Annotated in this window: 9 protein-coding genes; 6 read left to right on the forward strand and 3 right to left on the reverse strand. The window is 63.0% G+C overall.

Features of this window, described 5'->3' with window-relative positions; all coding sequences use genetic code 11:
* Positions 1–48: 48 nt before the first annotated feature.
* Both JS536_RS02630 and JS536_RS02635 read right to left on the reverse strand, forming a co-directional pair.
* A complete protein-coding gene (locus JS536_RS02630; RefSeq protein WP_214303794.1) occupies positions 49–1,101 on the reverse strand; it encodes a LacI family DNA-binding transcriptional regulator in 1,053 nt (350 codons plus the stop codon).
* A 158-nt stretch (positions 1,102–1,259) separates the two neighbouring features.
* A complete protein-coding gene (locus tag JS536_RS02635) occupies positions 1,260–2,723 on the reverse strand; it encodes a glycoside hydrolase family 31 protein (RefSeq protein ID WP_214355641.1) in 1,464 nt (487 codons plus the stop codon).
* A 465-nt stretch (positions 2,724–3,188) separates the two neighbouring features.
* On the opposite strand from JS536_RS02635, the gene JS536_RS02640 reads away from it, so the two are divergent.
* From JS536_RS02640 to JS536_RS02665, 6 genes are all read left to right on the forward strand, one after another.
* Positions 3,189–4,433 (forward strand): extracellular solute-binding protein, encoded by a 1,245-nt coding sequence (locus JS536_RS02640; RefSeq protein WP_214355642.1) that lies wholly within the window; start codon positions 3,189–3,191, stop codon positions 4,431–4,433.
* A gap of 235 nt (positions 4,434–4,668) precedes the next feature.
* Positions 4,669–5,634 carry a sugar ABC transporter permease gene (locus JS536_RS02645; protein WP_240544209.1) on the forward strand — a complete coding sequence of 322 codons (966 nt, stop codon included), beginning with the start codon at positions 4,669–4,671 and terminating at the stop codon, positions 5,632–5,634.
* Positions 5,631–6,464: a carbohydrate ABC transporter permease gene (locus JS536_RS02650; RefSeq protein ID WP_214355643.1), complete on the forward strand. Its 834-nt coding sequence runs from the start codon at positions 5,631–5,633 to the stop codon at positions 6,462–6,464. Before JS536_RS02645 ends, JS536_RS02650 begins: the two co-directional genes overlap by 4 nt.
* A 150-nt stretch (positions 6,465–6,614) precedes the next feature.
* Positions 6,615–7,895: a family 43 glycosylhydrolase gene (locus JS536_RS02655; protein WP_214355644.1), complete on the forward strand. Its 1,281-nt coding sequence runs from the start codon at positions 6,615–6,617 to the stop codon at positions 7,893–7,895.
* A gap of 288 nt (positions 7,896–8,183) precedes the next feature.
* On the forward strand, positions 8,184–13,442 hold the full coding sequence (locus JS536_RS02660; protein ID WP_240544210.1) for an acyl-CoA dehydratase activase-related protein: 5,259 nt from the start codon (positions 8,184–8,186) through the stop codon (positions 13,440–13,442).
* A 268-nt stretch (positions 13,443–13,710) separates the two neighbouring features.
* Positions 13,711–14,988 (forward strand): glutamate-cysteine ligase family protein, encoded by a 1,278-nt coding sequence (locus JS536_RS02665; RefSeq protein ID WP_214355645.1) that lies wholly within the window; start codon positions 13,711–13,713, stop codon positions 14,986–14,988.
* Between the two features lie 162 nt (positions 14,989–15,150).
* Here the strand turns inward: JS536_RS02665 and JS536_RS02670 are convergent, their stop codons facing one another.
* Positions 15,151–16,083, reverse strand: a complete 933-nt coding sequence (locus tag JS536_RS02670) for a MerR family transcriptional regulator (protein WP_214355646.1) — start codon at positions 16,081–16,083, stop codon at positions 15,151–15,153.
* Between the last annotated feature and the right edge of the window lie 198 nt (positions 16,084–16,281).

The raw sequence follows: 16,281 nt of genomic DNA on the forward strand, positions 1-16,281 counted from the left end.
CCGGTACCCGGCGGTTCCATTGCGGATGATGGAACAAAAAGGAGCGACCTAATCGCGGGCATTCCAATCGATGGTGGTGGCGCGTCGCGTGATGCCTGCCGGCGCGATCAGCTCGCATCGTGCATCACGGTCGCGATTGCCTTCGAGACGGTCGAAAAGCAGGCCGGCGGCTCGTTCGGACAGCCGCTCAGGCGTGGTGGATACGTTGGTGACCTGCCATTCGAATGATGTTGCGGCGTAGTCCGAGCAGTACGACACCACGGAGACATCCTGCCCGGGAATAACGTCGTGCCGGCGCAACGTGCGCAGCAGCCATTCGGTCGGTTGAGGCTGACGGACGATGATGCCAAGCCGATCGTCGGCATGCAGCAGCAGTTGGTCGACGGTCTTCTCGATGCCGGGCCAGCCTTCGCCGAGTCGTTGCACGATGGAGAATCCCAACCCGCGCTCGTCCGCACGCTGGTGCGCGGTGTTATAGAACTCGTCGACGAAGTTGTATTCATTCGGGTCGCTGCCCAGTTGCGTACCGACCATCGTCACATGGTGATGCCCGGTGTCGGCGAGCTCGTCCACGGCCAACAGGGCGGCCTTGCGGGCGTCGGCGTCCACGCAGTCCAGCCCGCGCGCATTGGTCGCACGGCCCACAAGCGTGACAGGTTGGCTGAGTTCGGCGGCGATGGGGATGCGGGGATCCTCGCGGCTGACATCCATGAGAATGAAACCGTCACAGATCGATTTGCCGGCCATGCGCTTGAGCGCGGCCACACCGTCGTGCGTGGTGGTGATGATGACGTCATAATCGCGTGCGCGTGCGCTGCGCACGATGGCATCGATGTACGGCGTGGTCTCGTTGGCGTCGATCGTCTCGCTCATCTCCACGAACAGCGCGATGATGTTGGTGCGGTTCGTCTTCAACGTGCGCGCACCGGCGTTCGGTTGGTAGTTGAGCTTGCGCATCGCCTCCTCGACCCGCCGTCGCGTCGCTTCGGACACGGTGTTCTTGCCGTTGATGACGAACGACACCGTGCTCTGGGATACGCCCGCCAAGGCGGCGACGTCCTTGCTGGTCGGCGGTCGGGTTCCGGCTTGTCTGGTGGTCATGAGGTCCTCTTGCGTTGTATTTGGTGGGATGCGCCGGCGGTCGCGTCGTCGCCACGTCGCTATTCGATATTAGCCCGTGCGGCTAACCCCTTACGTTGCCGGTCTCTGGGCCGACGTTATCCGACTGACTGAAGGGATGGTCTGTGCGAGTCATGCGATCAGCCTTCGCGCGTGAAGCGCGGCAGTCTGTCGAGCGGGCAAGGTGTGTCGATGACGGCGGGTCCCGTGATGACCTGCCCGTCATCCGAACGCCATCGCCCTTCGGGAATCGATACTCGCCGGGAGACCGCATGGCGCTGCGTGCAAGGGGCGACGATGATGTCGTCGCCCAGAAGGAACTGGTCGGTGACGGTATCCATATCGGGGAAGTGGTAGGCCATCGGGCGGATGATCGGCTCGCCGGTATGCGCCGCATGATCGGCAAGCCGCAGAATCGTCGGCAGGTATTCCTCACGAATGGCCAAAGCCTTGCGCACGGCTTCGAGATGATCGGCGTCCAGCACGCGGGAGGGGGCGGTGGAGAACTGCATCATCGGGGAAAGCGCTGCAATCTGCGCGTAGCGGACGAAGAACTCCTGGTCCACGTCCGAATGCTTGGTGCTATTGACTTCGCCGCCGCCGATCATATCGGGACAGACGAACGGCTGGCCGATCATGCCCTGTGCCAGCATCTCCGGAATCAGCGAGCCGATGCCGTGCTCGTCCCAGGTGGCGGGCTTGTCCTGAAGCCTCTGCGCGAGCGGCTGACCGCCCATCTTCCAGCAGGCACGGAACTCGTTGAATGGGTAGTGCACGCCGATCGCTGCCCACTGTTCGCACATGTCGTTGGACGTCATCGGAGTGGACGGCAGATCGTCGTCGTGGAAGTCGTACAGGTCGGCACCGTCGAACTTGAAGCCGTCCACGCCGAGCTCGCACAGTGCGTCGAGCCGGCTGCGAATCCACTGCCTCGCCTCAGGGTTGCTCAGGTCAAGCACGGCGCTCAATCCGTTCCACCAGCGGCGGATGGCCGTGCGGCCGTGGCGGTCGCGCAGCATGAGCCCACGCGCCTCGAGCTTGCGGAACACCGCGGAATCGGGGCTGACGAACGGCACCAGCCAGACGATGACGTCGAATCCCTTGCCGTGCAACTGACGAAGCATCTCCTGCGGATCCGGGAATGTGGCCGGGTCGAAGGTCCAGGTTCCGTAGTCGGGGCTCCACTTGTCGTCGATCATCAGCACGCCCGGGGGCATGTCGGCGGCCAGCATCGCATCGGCGTAGGCAAGCACTGCCTGCTGGGTCGGGCGGTAGGGCATTTCGATCCACGTGTTGTATTGCGGCTTGGCGAACATGGCCTTGGCGGGAGTCGCGCCGGACGGGGGGAAGTGGTTCCGGCTTGCGGCGAGGAAGGCGTCTCGCAACGTGCCGTTGCCATCGCCGTGCACGGTGACGGCATGATCGGCCTGCACGGTCAGGTGCTTGCCGTCGAAGGAGAACGCGAACGGCTTGTCGCACCATATATACCGGCCACAGGTGGAGACCAGCAATGGCGCGCTCTGGTTCGAGGCTTCGGGCAGCTGACCGTCCTCGTGCTTCCAGGTGGCCAGGTCGCAGGAGAACGGCTGTGCGCCGAATGGCATGAGTCGTCCGTCCGCCGCTCGGCCTCCCCACCAGAATTCATTGGGAAGAAGGTCGATTGTTGTGTATTGAGCCGTGTTGTTCATGATCGGTCTTTCCTATGTGCGGTAAACGTCTGACGCAGCTGCGGTGCCGCGTGTACCTAATACGTATTATTACGACGAAGGTATCGATTTACAAATCCCGGCGTGGCGTGTTTCTCTTCAGATGAACCGGAGGGTGATTGCCGAGGTGTGCACTGCTCTAAATAGCGTTATTTCGGCCTTTTGGGGAATTGATATCATTGCGACACGCCGCTTTGCCGCCATGGCTCCTTGGTGGCATACTGAAGTCACGTATTTGCTAATACGTATTAACAAATCAAGACGGTGCACAATGGAGGGGCATGGTGGCCCCGAGGTTCGAACCGGGCTTGGCCGTGTTCTTCGCGACGCCGAAGCGGGTGCCGCAGGAAGGAAAGAAGAACCATGAAGTTCTCAAAGACCGTCATCGCGGCCGTAGCCGCGGCGACGATGATCATTCCCCTGGCCGCGTGTGGCAGCGGATCGGCTGGCTCCGGCAAGACCACCATCACGTATTTCTCGTGGAACAACGAGAAGATGATGACCCCGATTGTGCAGGCCTTTGAAAAAGCCAATCCGGATATCAAGGTCGAATTGAGCGCTGCTCAAGGTCAGGCCAACGATTACGCGCAGACGCTCACCACACGCGCCGCCGGCAACCAGCTGCCCGATGTGTTCCATATGTCCATCGAAACGCGCAATGAAGTGCTCGACGCAGGCCTTGCCCGCGATATCACCGACGAGGACTTCGTCAAGAACCTGCCTGCATCCCAGACCGACCTCTATACGCGCGACGGCAAGGTATACGGCATGAGTCCGACCGCATGGGTGGGCGGCATCGTCTACAACAAGGATCTACTCAAGCAGGTCGGCTACGACACGGTGCCGGACACGCTCGATGAATTCATCAAGCTTGGCAAGAAACTCCAGGCGGCGAACATCACCCCGTACATGGAGGACATGAGCGTGGTCTCCGGTTCCTTCCAGCCTATGCTCGGCGGCTACTACTCCAAGCAGGGCATCGACACCTCGAAGTGGCCCGAGCAGGACCAGGGCGGCACCTTCTCCGAGCAGTGGACCCCGGTGCTCGAGCAATGGATGAAACTGGTCGATTCCGGTACCCTACCCAAGGAGTCCGTAGGCGTGAGCGCCGACAACATCAAGCAGAACTTCATGACCGGCCAGCTTGCCATGTTCCGCTCCGGTCCGTGGGATTTCGCCGACCTTGACTCCTCCGGCGTGAATTACGGCGTCGCGGCATTCCCCGCGGTCGATGGTGGCAAGCCGTATGTCGGCGGTGGCCCCGATTCCCCGTTCGTGATCAGTTCCAAGATCGATGGCGCCAAGCTCGAGGCAGCCAAAAAGTTCCTCGCCTTCATGAACAGCGCGGACGGGCTCAAGCTTGAGGAGAAGTACATCAACCAGATTTCCGTTTCCCCTGCCTACAAGGCCAATGTGGCCCCGCAGCTTAAGGACCTGTACGACCAGTACATCACCAACGGTGACTTCTACTGGGTCAACTGGACGCGCAGCGGCACGATCATGGGCCAGGAGATGGCTTCGCAGTTCCAACTGCTCGTTCAAGGACAGGCGAGCGTGGCCGACGTGACCAAGGACCTCGACGCCAAGTGGGCGGACAACGCGAAGTAGGACCCATCGAAGTCATAGCTGTCATCCGAGCGCATCCTCGCATTCGCGTATCCGTATGAAGCCGGCGCCTGAAACCCATGCCCATGTAGCTTCCGCATAGGCGCCGGCGAGCGGCGGACGTACCTTCCCTCTCCTCCTCATCCCGGGCGGTCGGTTCCTCCAACCGGATCCGGCCGCCCTTCCTCTTCTTCATTTCGGTTTCCTTCTCACATGCAATACGAAAGGCAATGCTGACATGACCACTCATGACCAGTCGCGGAACATGCCCGCCGGTGCATCATCGGCTGGTACGGGCAATGCCGCAACACCGTGGTACAAAACCCGGCAGTTCGCCGAATCCGCATCATCAACCGGCTTTCTGTTCCCCATCATCGTGGTGTTTCTCGTACTCACCGCCGTGCCATTGGTGCAGACCATCTACTACTCCTTCACCGATTTCAACGGACTGCAACAGCATCCGAATTTCGTGGGGCTCGACAACTACCGCAAGGTGTTCACCGACCCGTCGTTGCTGGTCGGGTTGGGTTTCACCGTGCTGTTCGCCGTAACCACCACGCTGATCACCACCGCAATCGCCATCCCGCTGGCCGTCGCCCTCAACTCCAAGTTCTACGGCCGCTCATTCGCCCGCTCCCTGTTCTTCTTCCTTGGCGTGCCCTCGTTGATCGTGCTCGGCCTGGTCTGGCAGTATATCCTTTCGCCGCTCAAGACCGGTGCGCTCAATTCTGTGCTTATCTCGATGGGACTCGACTCGGTGCCGTGGCTCGCCGATAGCAACCTCGCGCGCGGCGCGGTGATCTTCGTGGCCATATGGGCCGCCGTCGGTTGGCACGCCACCCTGTATCTGGCCTGCCTGCAGGCCGTTCCCAAGGACCTCTACGAGCAGGCCGCCGTCGATGGCGCAAACGGATTCCAGCAGTTCGTCCACATCACACTGCCGCAGCTGGTGCCAGGCATCGTGGTCTCCACATTCCTGCTCATCACCAACGGGTTGAAGGTCTATGACCTGCCGTTTGGCATGACCAAGGGTGGTCCAGGCTATGCCACCAACACCATCACGCAAGCCATCATCGTCAATGGCATCTCGCAGTCCCAGTACGGTCTCGGTTCGGCGCTCGCCGTGCTGTTCACGGTCGCCTGCATGGTCGTCGTGCTTGGCCAGCAGCTCATCAGCAACGCTATTACCAGGAGGTTCGCATGACACCGTCACAGCGTGCACAGGTCGGCAAGATCGTCCGCACCATCGTCATCAACGGCTTGGCCATCATCATGGCCATCCCGCTGTACTACATCGTCATCAACACGTTCAAGACCACGCTCGACATGGCCAAATCGCCATTCGGGCTGCCGGAACACTGGACGCTGCAGCATTACATCGACGTGTTCGGCACGCTGCCTATCGCGCAGAGCTTCGTTAATTCGATCATCGTGACGGTCTTCGCCGTGTTCTTCGAGGTCATGATCGGAGCGCTTGCCGCATATGGCATGATTCTGCGGAACAGCAGGTTCACCGCGGCCGTCGGTGCCGTGCTCATGATCGCGTTCTGCATTCCCGTGCAGGCCACGCTCATCCCGCTGTACAAGATGGAGGCGAGCATCGGCCTCGTCGACTCGCTGCTCGGTCTGATCATTCTGTATATGGCCAATTCGATTTTCTGCTACATGCTGACGGTCGGCTACATGCGCAAGCTGCCGATGGAAGTGCTGGAGGCGGCCCGTATCGACGGTGCCGGCCCGTTCAGGATCTTCCGAGTGATCGTGCTGCCGATGATCACCCCGATTCTGGCCACCGTGGTGGTCTTCCAGACCCTGTCCACATGGAATGACTTCATGCTGCCCAACATCTTCCTGACCTCCACCGATCTGCGTACGGTGATTCTGCAGGTCTACAACGCGATGGGCCAGTTCACCACCGATTGGCCGGCGTTCATGACCATCACGGTCATCGCCCTCGTGCCTGTGGTGATTTTCTTCATCTTCTGCCAACGCTGGATTGTCTCCGGTCTGGTAGCTGGATCGGTGAAGGGGTGATTCGGGAGGCGGGATTGGTCCTTGCGGTTTTCCGAAACCATCCTGCGCATGATCGATTCCATTTCTGAGCAGTGCCTTTCCGGTGCGTGCCGTCCGGCAGTGTCGACGGTGCTACCGGAAAGGCGGCTTTGCATTCAAGGAGATGAAGCCATGTCGCAACAGTTACTCATCATCAGCGGTGTCCCGTGGTTCGATGACCATGGCCGGACGGTCAACGCGCACGGCGGCTGTATCGTCGGGGAGAACGGTTTGTACTACCTGTTCGGTGAGTACAAGACCGACGAGGAGAACCGGTTCGCCGGCTTCTCCTGCTACTCCTCGCCGGACTTGGTGCACTGGACGTTCCGGCGAATCGTGCTGCCGCAGCAGAAGAACGGTCCGATGGGTCCCGGACGCATCGGCGAGCGAGTCAAAGTCATGCGCTGCCTCGCGACCGGCCGGTACGTGATGTATATGCACGCCGACGATCTGGAATACCGCGATCCGTACATCTGCTACGCGGTTTGCGACACGATTGATGGCGACTACGAATTCCGCGGTCCGCTGACCTTCCACGGCGAGCCGATTCGTCGCTGGGATCTGGGCGTCTTCCAGGATGACGACGGCACCGGCTATCTGCTGGTTCATGAAGGCGATGTCTACCGATTGGCGGCCGATTACCAAAGTGCTGAAGAGCTGGTGTGCGAGGGCGTCGCGCTGGGTGGCGAGGCGCCGGCCGTCGCCAAACTCGGCGGACGGTACTGGATGCTGTTCTCCGGCAAGACCTCGTGGGACTGCAACGACAACTACTGCCTGTCCGCGCCCTCGATGCGCGGCCCGTGGACCTATCAGGGCCTGTTCGCGCCGGAAGGCACGATGACCTGCAATTCGCAGACGCTGTACGTGCTGCCGGTGCACACCGAGCATGGCGAGATCGCGATGTACATGGGCGACCGCTGGTCGTTCCCGCATCAGGCCTCCGCCGCCACCTATGTCTGGCAGCGGTTGTCCGTGAACCATGGGCGGCTGCGGTTGGCGGACTACCGGCCGGCATGGTCGCCGGCCTCGGGCGAGGCGGAGCCGTTCGAAGGGCGGCGCATCAAAGTCGGTTTCCGCTCGGACAAGGCCGGCGAATCGGTCTCCGTTCCATTCCATGGCTCGCGGGTGGCGTTGACCGGACGGGCTGACCCGTGGGGGTCGTACGCGAGGGTCGGTATTCGCAGAGCCGGGGCGGACGGGGAATCCGTGATGGCGGCGGACCCCATTTTCGTGAGCTGGTACGCCAAATCGCCGGATTGCGGCTACCGGTACGTCTCGCCGGAACTGCCCGAGGATGATTACGTGCTTACCGTCACAGTCACCGGCGAAGTACCGCAATGGACCGACAAGTCGGGGCAGAGATTCGGTTCGGTGGGTTCCGTGGTGGATGTGGACGAAGCCATCGTCGCGTAAGGGAGTGATGCCGCATGGTTTGACGGCGAACGGCATCACGGCGGGGTTATGGACATTCTGCGCAGAGGCCCGTCAAAGTCTTGAAAAGTGTCGGGAAACATGCTTCCCGTGAGCGAAATCACCCTGCGGGGCGTCATGTTGGGCAGGTGGTCGGACTATTCTTAGGGCGAGAAGTAGCCGGGCGAAGCCGTCCGCAGGGTGCCTGCCAGCCGTCCGAAACGGTTTGGGATGCCTTGCGGTGCCGTGAGAAAGGCGATTATCCCGGAGGCCGAAGCTAACGAGGAATACATGGTTGACACCGCATCGAACGTGACCACGGACGCCGCCAGCACCGCGAACGCGCGCGTGAACGCCGCGCCGAACACGAGCACGAGCGCGACCACGGCGGCCGTATCGGGCAACGCCAAGCCCCTGCGCGTGGGACTCGACATCGGCTCCACCACCGTCAAGGCCGTGGTGCTGGACCAGTCCGACTCCCTGAGCAGCACCCTCTTCTCCGATTACCGCCGTCATCATGCCAACGTTCGCGCCACCGTGGCAGGCCTGCTCGTGGACATCCACAAGCAGCTCGATGAACTCGGTCGCGGCGACGAACCGATCCGTCTCGCCATTACCGGCTCCGGCGGCCTGGCCCTCGCGGACAACATGTATGTGCCGTTCATCCAGGAGGTCATCGCCGAAACCGAGGCCATCGACAAGGAATACCCGGCCGCGGACGTCATCATCGAGCTTGGCGGCGAGGACGCCAAGATCACGTATCTGAAGCCCACCCCCGAACAGCGCATGAACGGTTCGTGCGCGGGTGGCACCGGCGCGTTCATCGACCAGATGGCCACGCTGCTGGACACGGACGCGGCCGGCCTCAACGAGATGGCCAAGAGCTACGAGAACCTGTACCCGATCGCCTCCCGCTGCGGCGTGTTCGCCAAGACCGATCTGCAGCCGCTCATCAACGACGGCGCCGCCAAACCGGATCTCGCCGCATCCATCTTCACCGCAGTGGCCACGCAGACCATCGCCGGCCTGGCCTCCGGCCGTCCGATCCACGGCACCGTGATCTTCCTCGGCGGCCCGCTGTTCTTCATGTCCGAACTGCGTGCCGCCTTCCAGCGCGCGCTCGAAGGCAAGGTGGACGAGTTCATCGTGCCCACCAACGCCCACCTGTATGTGGCGTACGGCGCCGCGCTCCAGGCGGACATCGATTCGGACGACGAAGGCCATCACTTCGAGGCCCGCACCTGCGCCGACATCCTGCACACGCTGGAGGAGCTGAAGAACCTGCCCTCCAACACGCCCACCATGCCCCCGCTGTTCCCCACCGAGGCGGACCGCGAGGCGTTCAACAAGCGCCACCACCGCGAACACATCCACATCGGCACGCTCGAAGGCGCGCATGGCCCCCACTTCCTGGGCATCGACGCCGGCTCGACCACCATCAAGGCCACGCTCGTCAACGACGACCGCGAGATCGTCTGGTCCTCCTATGCCAACAACGAAGGCAGCCCGCTGACCGCGGCCATCAACATCGTCAAGAAGATCCAGGCCGAACTGCCGTCGGGTGCGTGGATCGCGCGCTCTTGCGCCACCGGCTACGGCGAGGGTCTCATCACCACCGGCCTGCACCTGGACGAGGGCGTGGTCGAGACCATGGCCCACTACCGCGGCGCCGAAATGGTCAGCCCCGGCGTCACCGCCGTCATCGACATCGGCGGCCAGGACATGAAGTACCTGGCCATCACGGACGGCGTCATCGACTCCATCGCCGTCAACGAGGCCTGCTCCTCGGGCTGCGGCTCGTTCCTGCAGACCTTCGCCATGTCCATGGGCCTGACGATCCAGGAATTCACACAGAAGGCGCTCGCCTCCACGCATCCGGTGGACCTGGGCTCGCGTTGCACCGTGTTCATGAACTCGTCCGTCAAGCAGGCCCAGAAGGAAGGCGCCTCCATCGAGGACATCGCCGCCGGCCTGTGCTATTCCGTGGTGCGCAACGCCCTGTACAAGGTCATCAAGCTGCGCGATTCCGGCGAACTCGGCGACACCGTGGTGGTCCAGGGCGGCACGTTCCTCAACGACGCCGTGCTACGCGCCTTCGAGCTGCTCACCGATCGCAAGGTGACCCGTCCGAACATCGCCGGCCTCATGGGCGCGTTCGGCGCGGCCCTGACCGCACGCATGCACTACCAGGACGAGGCTGATCATCTGGACGTGGCCGTCAAGGCCGACGGGTCCGAGGAGCCGGCCGCTCTGGCTGCGGCCCCGGCTGTGGGCGAATCGGCGCAGTCCGATGCCGCCGCTCCTGCCGATGCCGCCGCGTCCGGCGACGCTGCCAAGGCCCCGGCCGACGGCTTCAAGAAGACCGCCGCCGAGCCCGAAACGCACACCGTCGTCATCGACGGCGTGACCCACACCGCCAGCTCCATCCTGACCGGCGAAGCGCTCGACAACATGTCCATGACCACCGAGCGCGACGTGTGCAAGCTGTGCCAGAACCACTGCAAGCTCACCATCACCACGTTCTCCGACGGCTCCCGCTTCGTGACCGGCAACCGCTGCGAGCGCGGCGGCGACGCCAAGAAGAAGCGCTCCGACCGTCCGAACCTGTACGACTACAAGTACAAGCGCTGCTTCGCCTACCGTCGCCTGACGGACAAGAAGGCCACCCGCGGCGAGATCGGCATCCCGCGCGCGCTCAACATGTACGAGAACTACCCGTTCTGGTTCACGCTGCTGACCTCGCTCGGCTTCAAGGTGATGATCTCCGGCCGCAGCTCCCACGAACTGTTCGAGACCGGCATCGAATCCATCGCATCCGAGAACATCTGCTACCCGGCCAAGCTCGTGCACGGCCATATCAAATGGCTGCTCAACAAGGGCATCAAGACCATCTTCTACCCGTGCGTCTCGTACGAGGACAACCTGGTGCCCAACACCGACAACCACTACAATTGCCCGGTGGTGGCCAACTACCCGCTCGTGGTCGGCGCAAACATGCCCGAACTGCGCGAGGACGGCGTGCGCTACATGCACCCCTACTTCAACCTCGCCAACCACGAGCTCATGGTGGACCGCATCGTCGAGGAGTTCGCCTGGGCCAACGTGACCCGCGAGGAGGCCGAGACCGCCGTCAAGGCCGCCTACGCCGAGGACAAGGTCTTCAAGCACGACGTACAGCAGGAGGGCCTGGCCGCGCTCGCCTACATGAAGGAACACGGTTGCCGCGGCATCGTGCTCGCCGGCCGCCCCTACCACATCGACCCCGAAATCAACCACGGCATCCCCGAGACCATCTGCTCGCTCGGCATGGTGGTGCTTTCCGAGGACTCCATCTGCGAACTGCAGCCGGGTGAGAAGCTCAATCTCACCGAATTCCTCGCCGAAGGCGAGCAGAGCCCGCGCGCCAAGAACGCCGCAGGATTCCGCCACGTGGGCGACCGTACCGTGACCAGGATGCCGCTGCGCGTGACCAACCAGTGGGCCTACCACTCCCGCCTGTACGCCGCCGCGCACTTCGTGGCCTCCTATCCCGGCCTCGAACTCGTGCAGCTCAACTCGTTCGGCTGCGGCCTCGATGCCATCACCACCGACCAGGTGGCCGAGATCCTCGCGGACAAGGCGGACGTGTACACGCTGCTCAAGATCGACGAGGTCTCGAACCTCGGCGCCGCCAAGATCCGTCTGCGCTCGCTCAAGGCCGCAGTCGAGGAGCGCGAAGCCAACAAGGCCCGTGAGGCCGCAGCTGCCGGTCAGGTGGTTGCGGCCGGGGATACTGCTGCAGCCGATGACGAGGCTACCGCCGAGGCTCGTAAGGCCCGTGAAGCCGCGCAGGCCAAGGCCGAAGCCGATCTGGCCGCCGCCAAGGCCGCACTCGCCGAGGCGCAGGCCGCCGTGGAGGCCGCCGAAGCCAAGGTCAAGGCCGAACAGTCGGCCGATGAACAGCCCGCAGGCCCCAAGCCGATGGGCTTCCGCAAGACCGGCACCAAGGCGCCGACCCCTGGCCGCCAGGTGCTGCTCGATACCACGATGGCCGCCAACCCGAAGCTCACCAAGGCCATGCGCGAAGCCTCCAAGAAGGCCGCCCAGCGTGACATCCAGGCCGCCGCGAACACCCGGAACACCGGGAACGTGCTCGCCAGCTCGAACGGCACCGTCGACCAGCCGTCCGCCAAGGCCTCCGGCAAGAAGCAGTCCGCGCACAACAACGCCACGATGAGCCGCTATGCCCACCGAGAGAAGTTCGTCAAGAACATGAAGAAGGACTACACGATCGTGGCCCCGCAGATGAGCCCGATCCACCTGTCCCTCGTGGAGGCGGTGATTCGTTCCGGTGGCTACAAGTTCGACGTGCTCAAGCACGCCAGCCGCGGCGACGTGGAGACCGGACTCAAGTACGTGAACAACGACGCCTGCTACCCGGCCATCATGGTCATTGGACAGCTCATCGACGCAATCCTGGAAGGCAAGTACGATCCGGATCACGTGGCCCTGGCCATCACCCAGACCGGCGGCATGTGCCGTGCGACCAACTACTTCGGTCTCATCCGCAAGGCCCTGATCGACGCCGGCTACCCGCAGATCCCGGTCATCGCCATCTCCACGCAGGGCCTGGAGGACAATCCGGGCTTCAAGGCCACCGTGCCCATGCTGCACCGTGCCGTCAAGGCGCTGATCCTGGGCGACTTGCTCATGAAGTGCCTCTACCGCGTGCGCCCCTACGAAGTGGAGAAGGGCTCGGCCAACCACCTGTACGAGCAGTGGGACACCATCGTGCGCGAGACCATCGAGCACCACGGCTACTCCAAGACCGCGGCCAAGACCCCATGGCTCAGGAAGGGCTGGCTGCCGTACGCCACGCTCGCCAAGGAGATCGTGAAGTCCTTCGACGCGCTGCCTCTGAAAGACACCCCGCGCAAGGTGCGTGTCGGCGTGGTGGGCGAGATCCTCGTCAAGTACCAGCCGGACGCGAACAACCATGTGGTCGACGTCATCGAATCGCAGGATTGCGAGGCCGTGGTGCCCGGCATCATGGAGTTCATGACCACCCGTCCGTACATCACGGATTGGAACGAGCATAACCTCGGCATGGGCGGCAACCAGACGCTCTACGCGCTCATGCGCTGGGGTCTCGACCGGTACAACGCGCCCATCAAGGCTGCCATCGCCACCGCCCACGGAAAGTTCAAGCAGGACGATCCGATGCCGGAACTGGTCAAGAAGGCCGCTGAAGTCACGTCCATCGGCGTGCAGGCCGGCGAGGGCTGGCTGTTGACGGCCGAGATTCTGGAGCTCATCGAACAGGGCTGCCCGAACGTGATCTGCGCTCAGCCGTTCGCCTGCCTGCCCAACCACGTGACCGGCCGCGGCATGTTCGGCAAGATCCGTCGCCTGCACCCGGAGGCCAACATCGTCTCCATCGACTACGATCCGGGTGCCTCTGAAGCCAACCAGCTCAACCGCATCAAGCTCATGATTGCGGCGGCGAAGAAGGCGCACAACGCCAAGTTCGCGGAGGCCGGCGAGCCGCAGGGCTTCACCTCCGCCGACTAGGGCATAGCGTTGCCATTCACACGGTGTGGTCATTCCCGCACCGTGTGGTTGTTTGCGCACCGTGTGGTGTAAAGGATGCTTGGAATAAAGCCGTTTTGGCGGAATGAAGCCATTCCGGGAAACCACACGGTGGAAGACTGACCACACGGTGGAAGAATCGCCACATGGTGGAATGGCTCGAGACCGCATGCCCGCTATCGGTTTTTCGTATAGCCGATTGGCGGGCGTTCGGGCGCGGCAATGCCCCAGCTCGCATACCATACCGATTATGGTTACTCCGAGAATTAGTTATGCCCATTTGCTGGCCAAGCCGAATCCGAAGCATGTCGAGAGCCTGCTGAAGTTCTTCGAGAACGGTCGCGCGCAGCGTGGCACCGGCGGTTTCGGCGTGGAGATCGAGCACCTGCCCGTGCACAACGGCAGCGACACGGCCGTCAGCTACTACGAGCCCAACGGCATTGAGACGCTGCTCAAGCGCCTGGCCCCCTACTATGACCCGGAGAAGGAATACTGGGAGAACGGCCATCTGGTGGGTCTCGCGCGCCCTGGCGTGTCCGTCTCGCTGGAGCCGGGCGGTCAGGTGGAGACTTCGATCGGCGTGCTCAGGAAGCCCAGCGATCTCATCACGCTGTATTCCAAGTTCCGTCGCGAGGCCGACCCGATTCTGGAGGAGCTCGGCTTCCGTTTCGTCAACTACGGTTATCAGCCCAAGTCCAGCTTCGCCGATGTGCCGGTGAATCCCAAGGACCGCTACGATGCGATGACCGATTACCTCGGTCGCGTGGGCCAGTTCGGCCCGTGTATGATGCGCTGCTCCGCGTCCACCCAGGTCAGCATCGACTTCGTGGACGAGCGCGACGCCATCGAGAAGATGCGTCTGGGCACCGTGATCGGCCCGATTCTGGCGTACTACTTCCGTAACACCCCGTACTTCGAGGGCCAGCCGAACCCGTACCCGCTGCTGCGCCAGCGCATGTGGGACTTCCTCGACTTCCAGCGCACCAACGTGCTGCCCGGCCTGTTCGACCCGCGCTACGGCTGGGAGGACTATGCCATCGACGTGCTCTCCACGCCGCTCATGTTCGCCGACCTGACCCACACGCCCGAAGCGTTGGCTTCCGGCGCCTCGCCGAAGGAACTGCATCGCCCGGCCTTCCGCGAGAACGCGGGCGACGTGTACCCGGACCGCGAGCTTAACCCGTACGAGATCAACCACATCATCTCCACGCACTTCAACGACGTGCGCCTCAAGAACTTCATCGAGCTGCGCCACTGGGATTCGCTGCCCATCGAACGTGCGGAACGACTGACGGAGATCGTCTCCTCGCTGTTCTACATCCCCGAGAACCGCGACCGGCTGGAAAGCTACTTCGAAGGCATCACCGAGTCCGAGGTGTACGAGGCCAAGGCCAACCTGCAGGCCCACGGCCGCGAAGCCACCCCGTACGGCCAGCCGCTCGACTTCTGGAAGGAGTTCCTGGGCCTCGAGGGTCTGCTCGCGGACATCCCCGGCGACCCGAACCACCCGGACGTGTTCCAGGAGTAAGTCTTGACGGCTTGATCCTCTGCGCGCCGGTGACTTCGGCGCAGCGGAATTGCGGTCTTAGGGGAATCGCGTCCGTAGACGTTGCGCGTGCGGGACGATGTGGCTGAATCAGCTTGTATTGGCTAACGGCTGATAGATATAACCGGTGGTTAATGCGCATGGTTAGCGCCCGACTACGCCCGCATCGCAGCGGTGGCGGGTGTAACGCACCCGAATCGAACCTTCGGCGGTGTGGCTGCCCCAGATCTCGCAGACCGTGGCATGGGGCCATTCGGCCGGATCGTTGCGGGCCACCATCGCCAGCGCCTCGTCGAAACAAGCCGACAGCGATTCCCGCTCGATAACCCGGCCTTCCGCGGGGCCGCCGGTCGGGTGGAATACGGTCAGCGACGGGTCGAAGCCGAAATCCGCGGTATCGGTGGCGCCGGCGGTTCCGGTGACGGGTGCATCGGGCGTGTCGGGCGTGTCGGGCGTGTCGGGGGAGCGGCCGTCGGCGGAACGTCCGGTATCGCTCGCCTCGAACTGCTGATAGGCATAGGCCTTGCCTTCGCGGCAATCGACGATGATGCCGCGGCGAAGCAGTCGTGGCAAACCGGCCTCGCGCACGGCGGCGCGCAGCGCGGTCATCGCCCGCAGGTACGGCTTCAGCATGAACGGGCCTCCGTAATATGGCCATGGCTTGCCCACCATCCATGTGGGCGGCAGGTCGGAACACACCACGCCATCCTCGGGAGTGCGGGCCTTGCGCGTCACCTCACCCAGATAATCATCGAGGCTCGTTTCCAACGTGCGCAGACGGGCGGCCTCGCGGGCCACGCGGTCGCGGCCGGTCTCCATCAACGCCCGCCAATCAAGCGAACCATCCTCGCCGCGGAACGACTCCAACGATTGCAACGGCACGCCGGCGTCCAGACACAGACGAATCACGTCCATCTCCAGCATCTGGTCGGGGGAGTAGTAGCGGTATCCGGTGCGCGGATCGGTTTCGAACGGCGTGAGGATGCCGTGCGCATCGTAGTAACGCAGCGCCTTGGCGCTCGTGCCGTCCAGTTTGGCCACTTCTCCGATGGTCAGCAACTCGTCGTCATCGCTCATTGACGGCACTCCTTCGTCCATCGTTTCGGCGGTCGGCGGGCCATTGCGCCGATTTGACCTTACCCTCGGGGCAAAGTCTAGCATCGCAGCTGTCGCGCCCGAGACGGGCGAGATGGAACAAATGAACAAAGCTTGGTCAAACCGGAATTGACTACCCCTCAGTCGCCTTTGGCGCCAGCTCCCCTGACAAGGGGAGCC

Origin of the sequence: Bifidobacterium sp. SO4, from assembly GCF_018555355.1 — a bacterium.
Classification (GTDB): Bacteria; Actinomycetota; Actinomycetes; order Actinomycetales; family Bifidobacteriaceae; genus Bifidobacterium; species Bifidobacterium miconisargentati.

What these genes read in the sequence shown, in the direction of transcription:
- JS536_RS02630 (WP_214303794.1), bottom strand. Translation starts at nt 1,101, where the DNA reads ATGACCACCAGACAAGCCGGAACCCGACCGCCGACCAGCAAGGACGTC.
- JS536_RS02635 (WP_214355641.1), bottom strand. Translation starts at nt 2,723, where the DNA reads ATGCCATTCGGCGCACAGCCGTTCTCCTGCGACCTGGCCACCTGGAAG.
- JS536_RS02640 (WP_214355642.1), top strand. Translation starts at nt 3,189, where the DNA reads ATGAAGTTCTCAAAGACCGTCATCGCGGCCGTAGCCGCGGCGACGATG.
- JS536_RS02645 (WP_240544209.1), top strand. Translation starts at nt 4,669, where the DNA reads ATGACCACTCATGACCAGTCGCGGAACATGCCCGCCGGTGCATCATCG.
- JS536_RS02650 (WP_214355643.1), top strand. Translation starts at nt 5,631, where the DNA reads ATGACACCGTCACAGCGTGCACAGGTCGGCAAGATCGTCCGCACCATC.
- JS536_RS02655 (WP_214355644.1), top strand. Translation starts at nt 6,615, where the DNA reads ATGTCGCAACAGTTACTCATCATCAGCGGTGTCCCGTGGTTCGATGAC.
- JS536_RS02660 (WP_240544210.1), top strand. Translation starts at nt 8,184, where the DNA reads ATGGTTGACACCGCATCGAACGTGACCACGGACGCCGCCAGCACCGCG.
- JS536_RS02665 (WP_214355645.1), top strand. Translation starts at nt 13,711, where the DNA reads ATGGTTACTCCGAGAATTAGTTATGCCCATTTGCTGGCCAAGCCGAAT.
- JS536_RS02670 (WP_214355646.1), bottom strand. Translation starts at nt 16,083, where the DNA reads ATGAGCGATGACGACGAGTTGCTGACCATCGGAGAAGTGGCCAAACTG.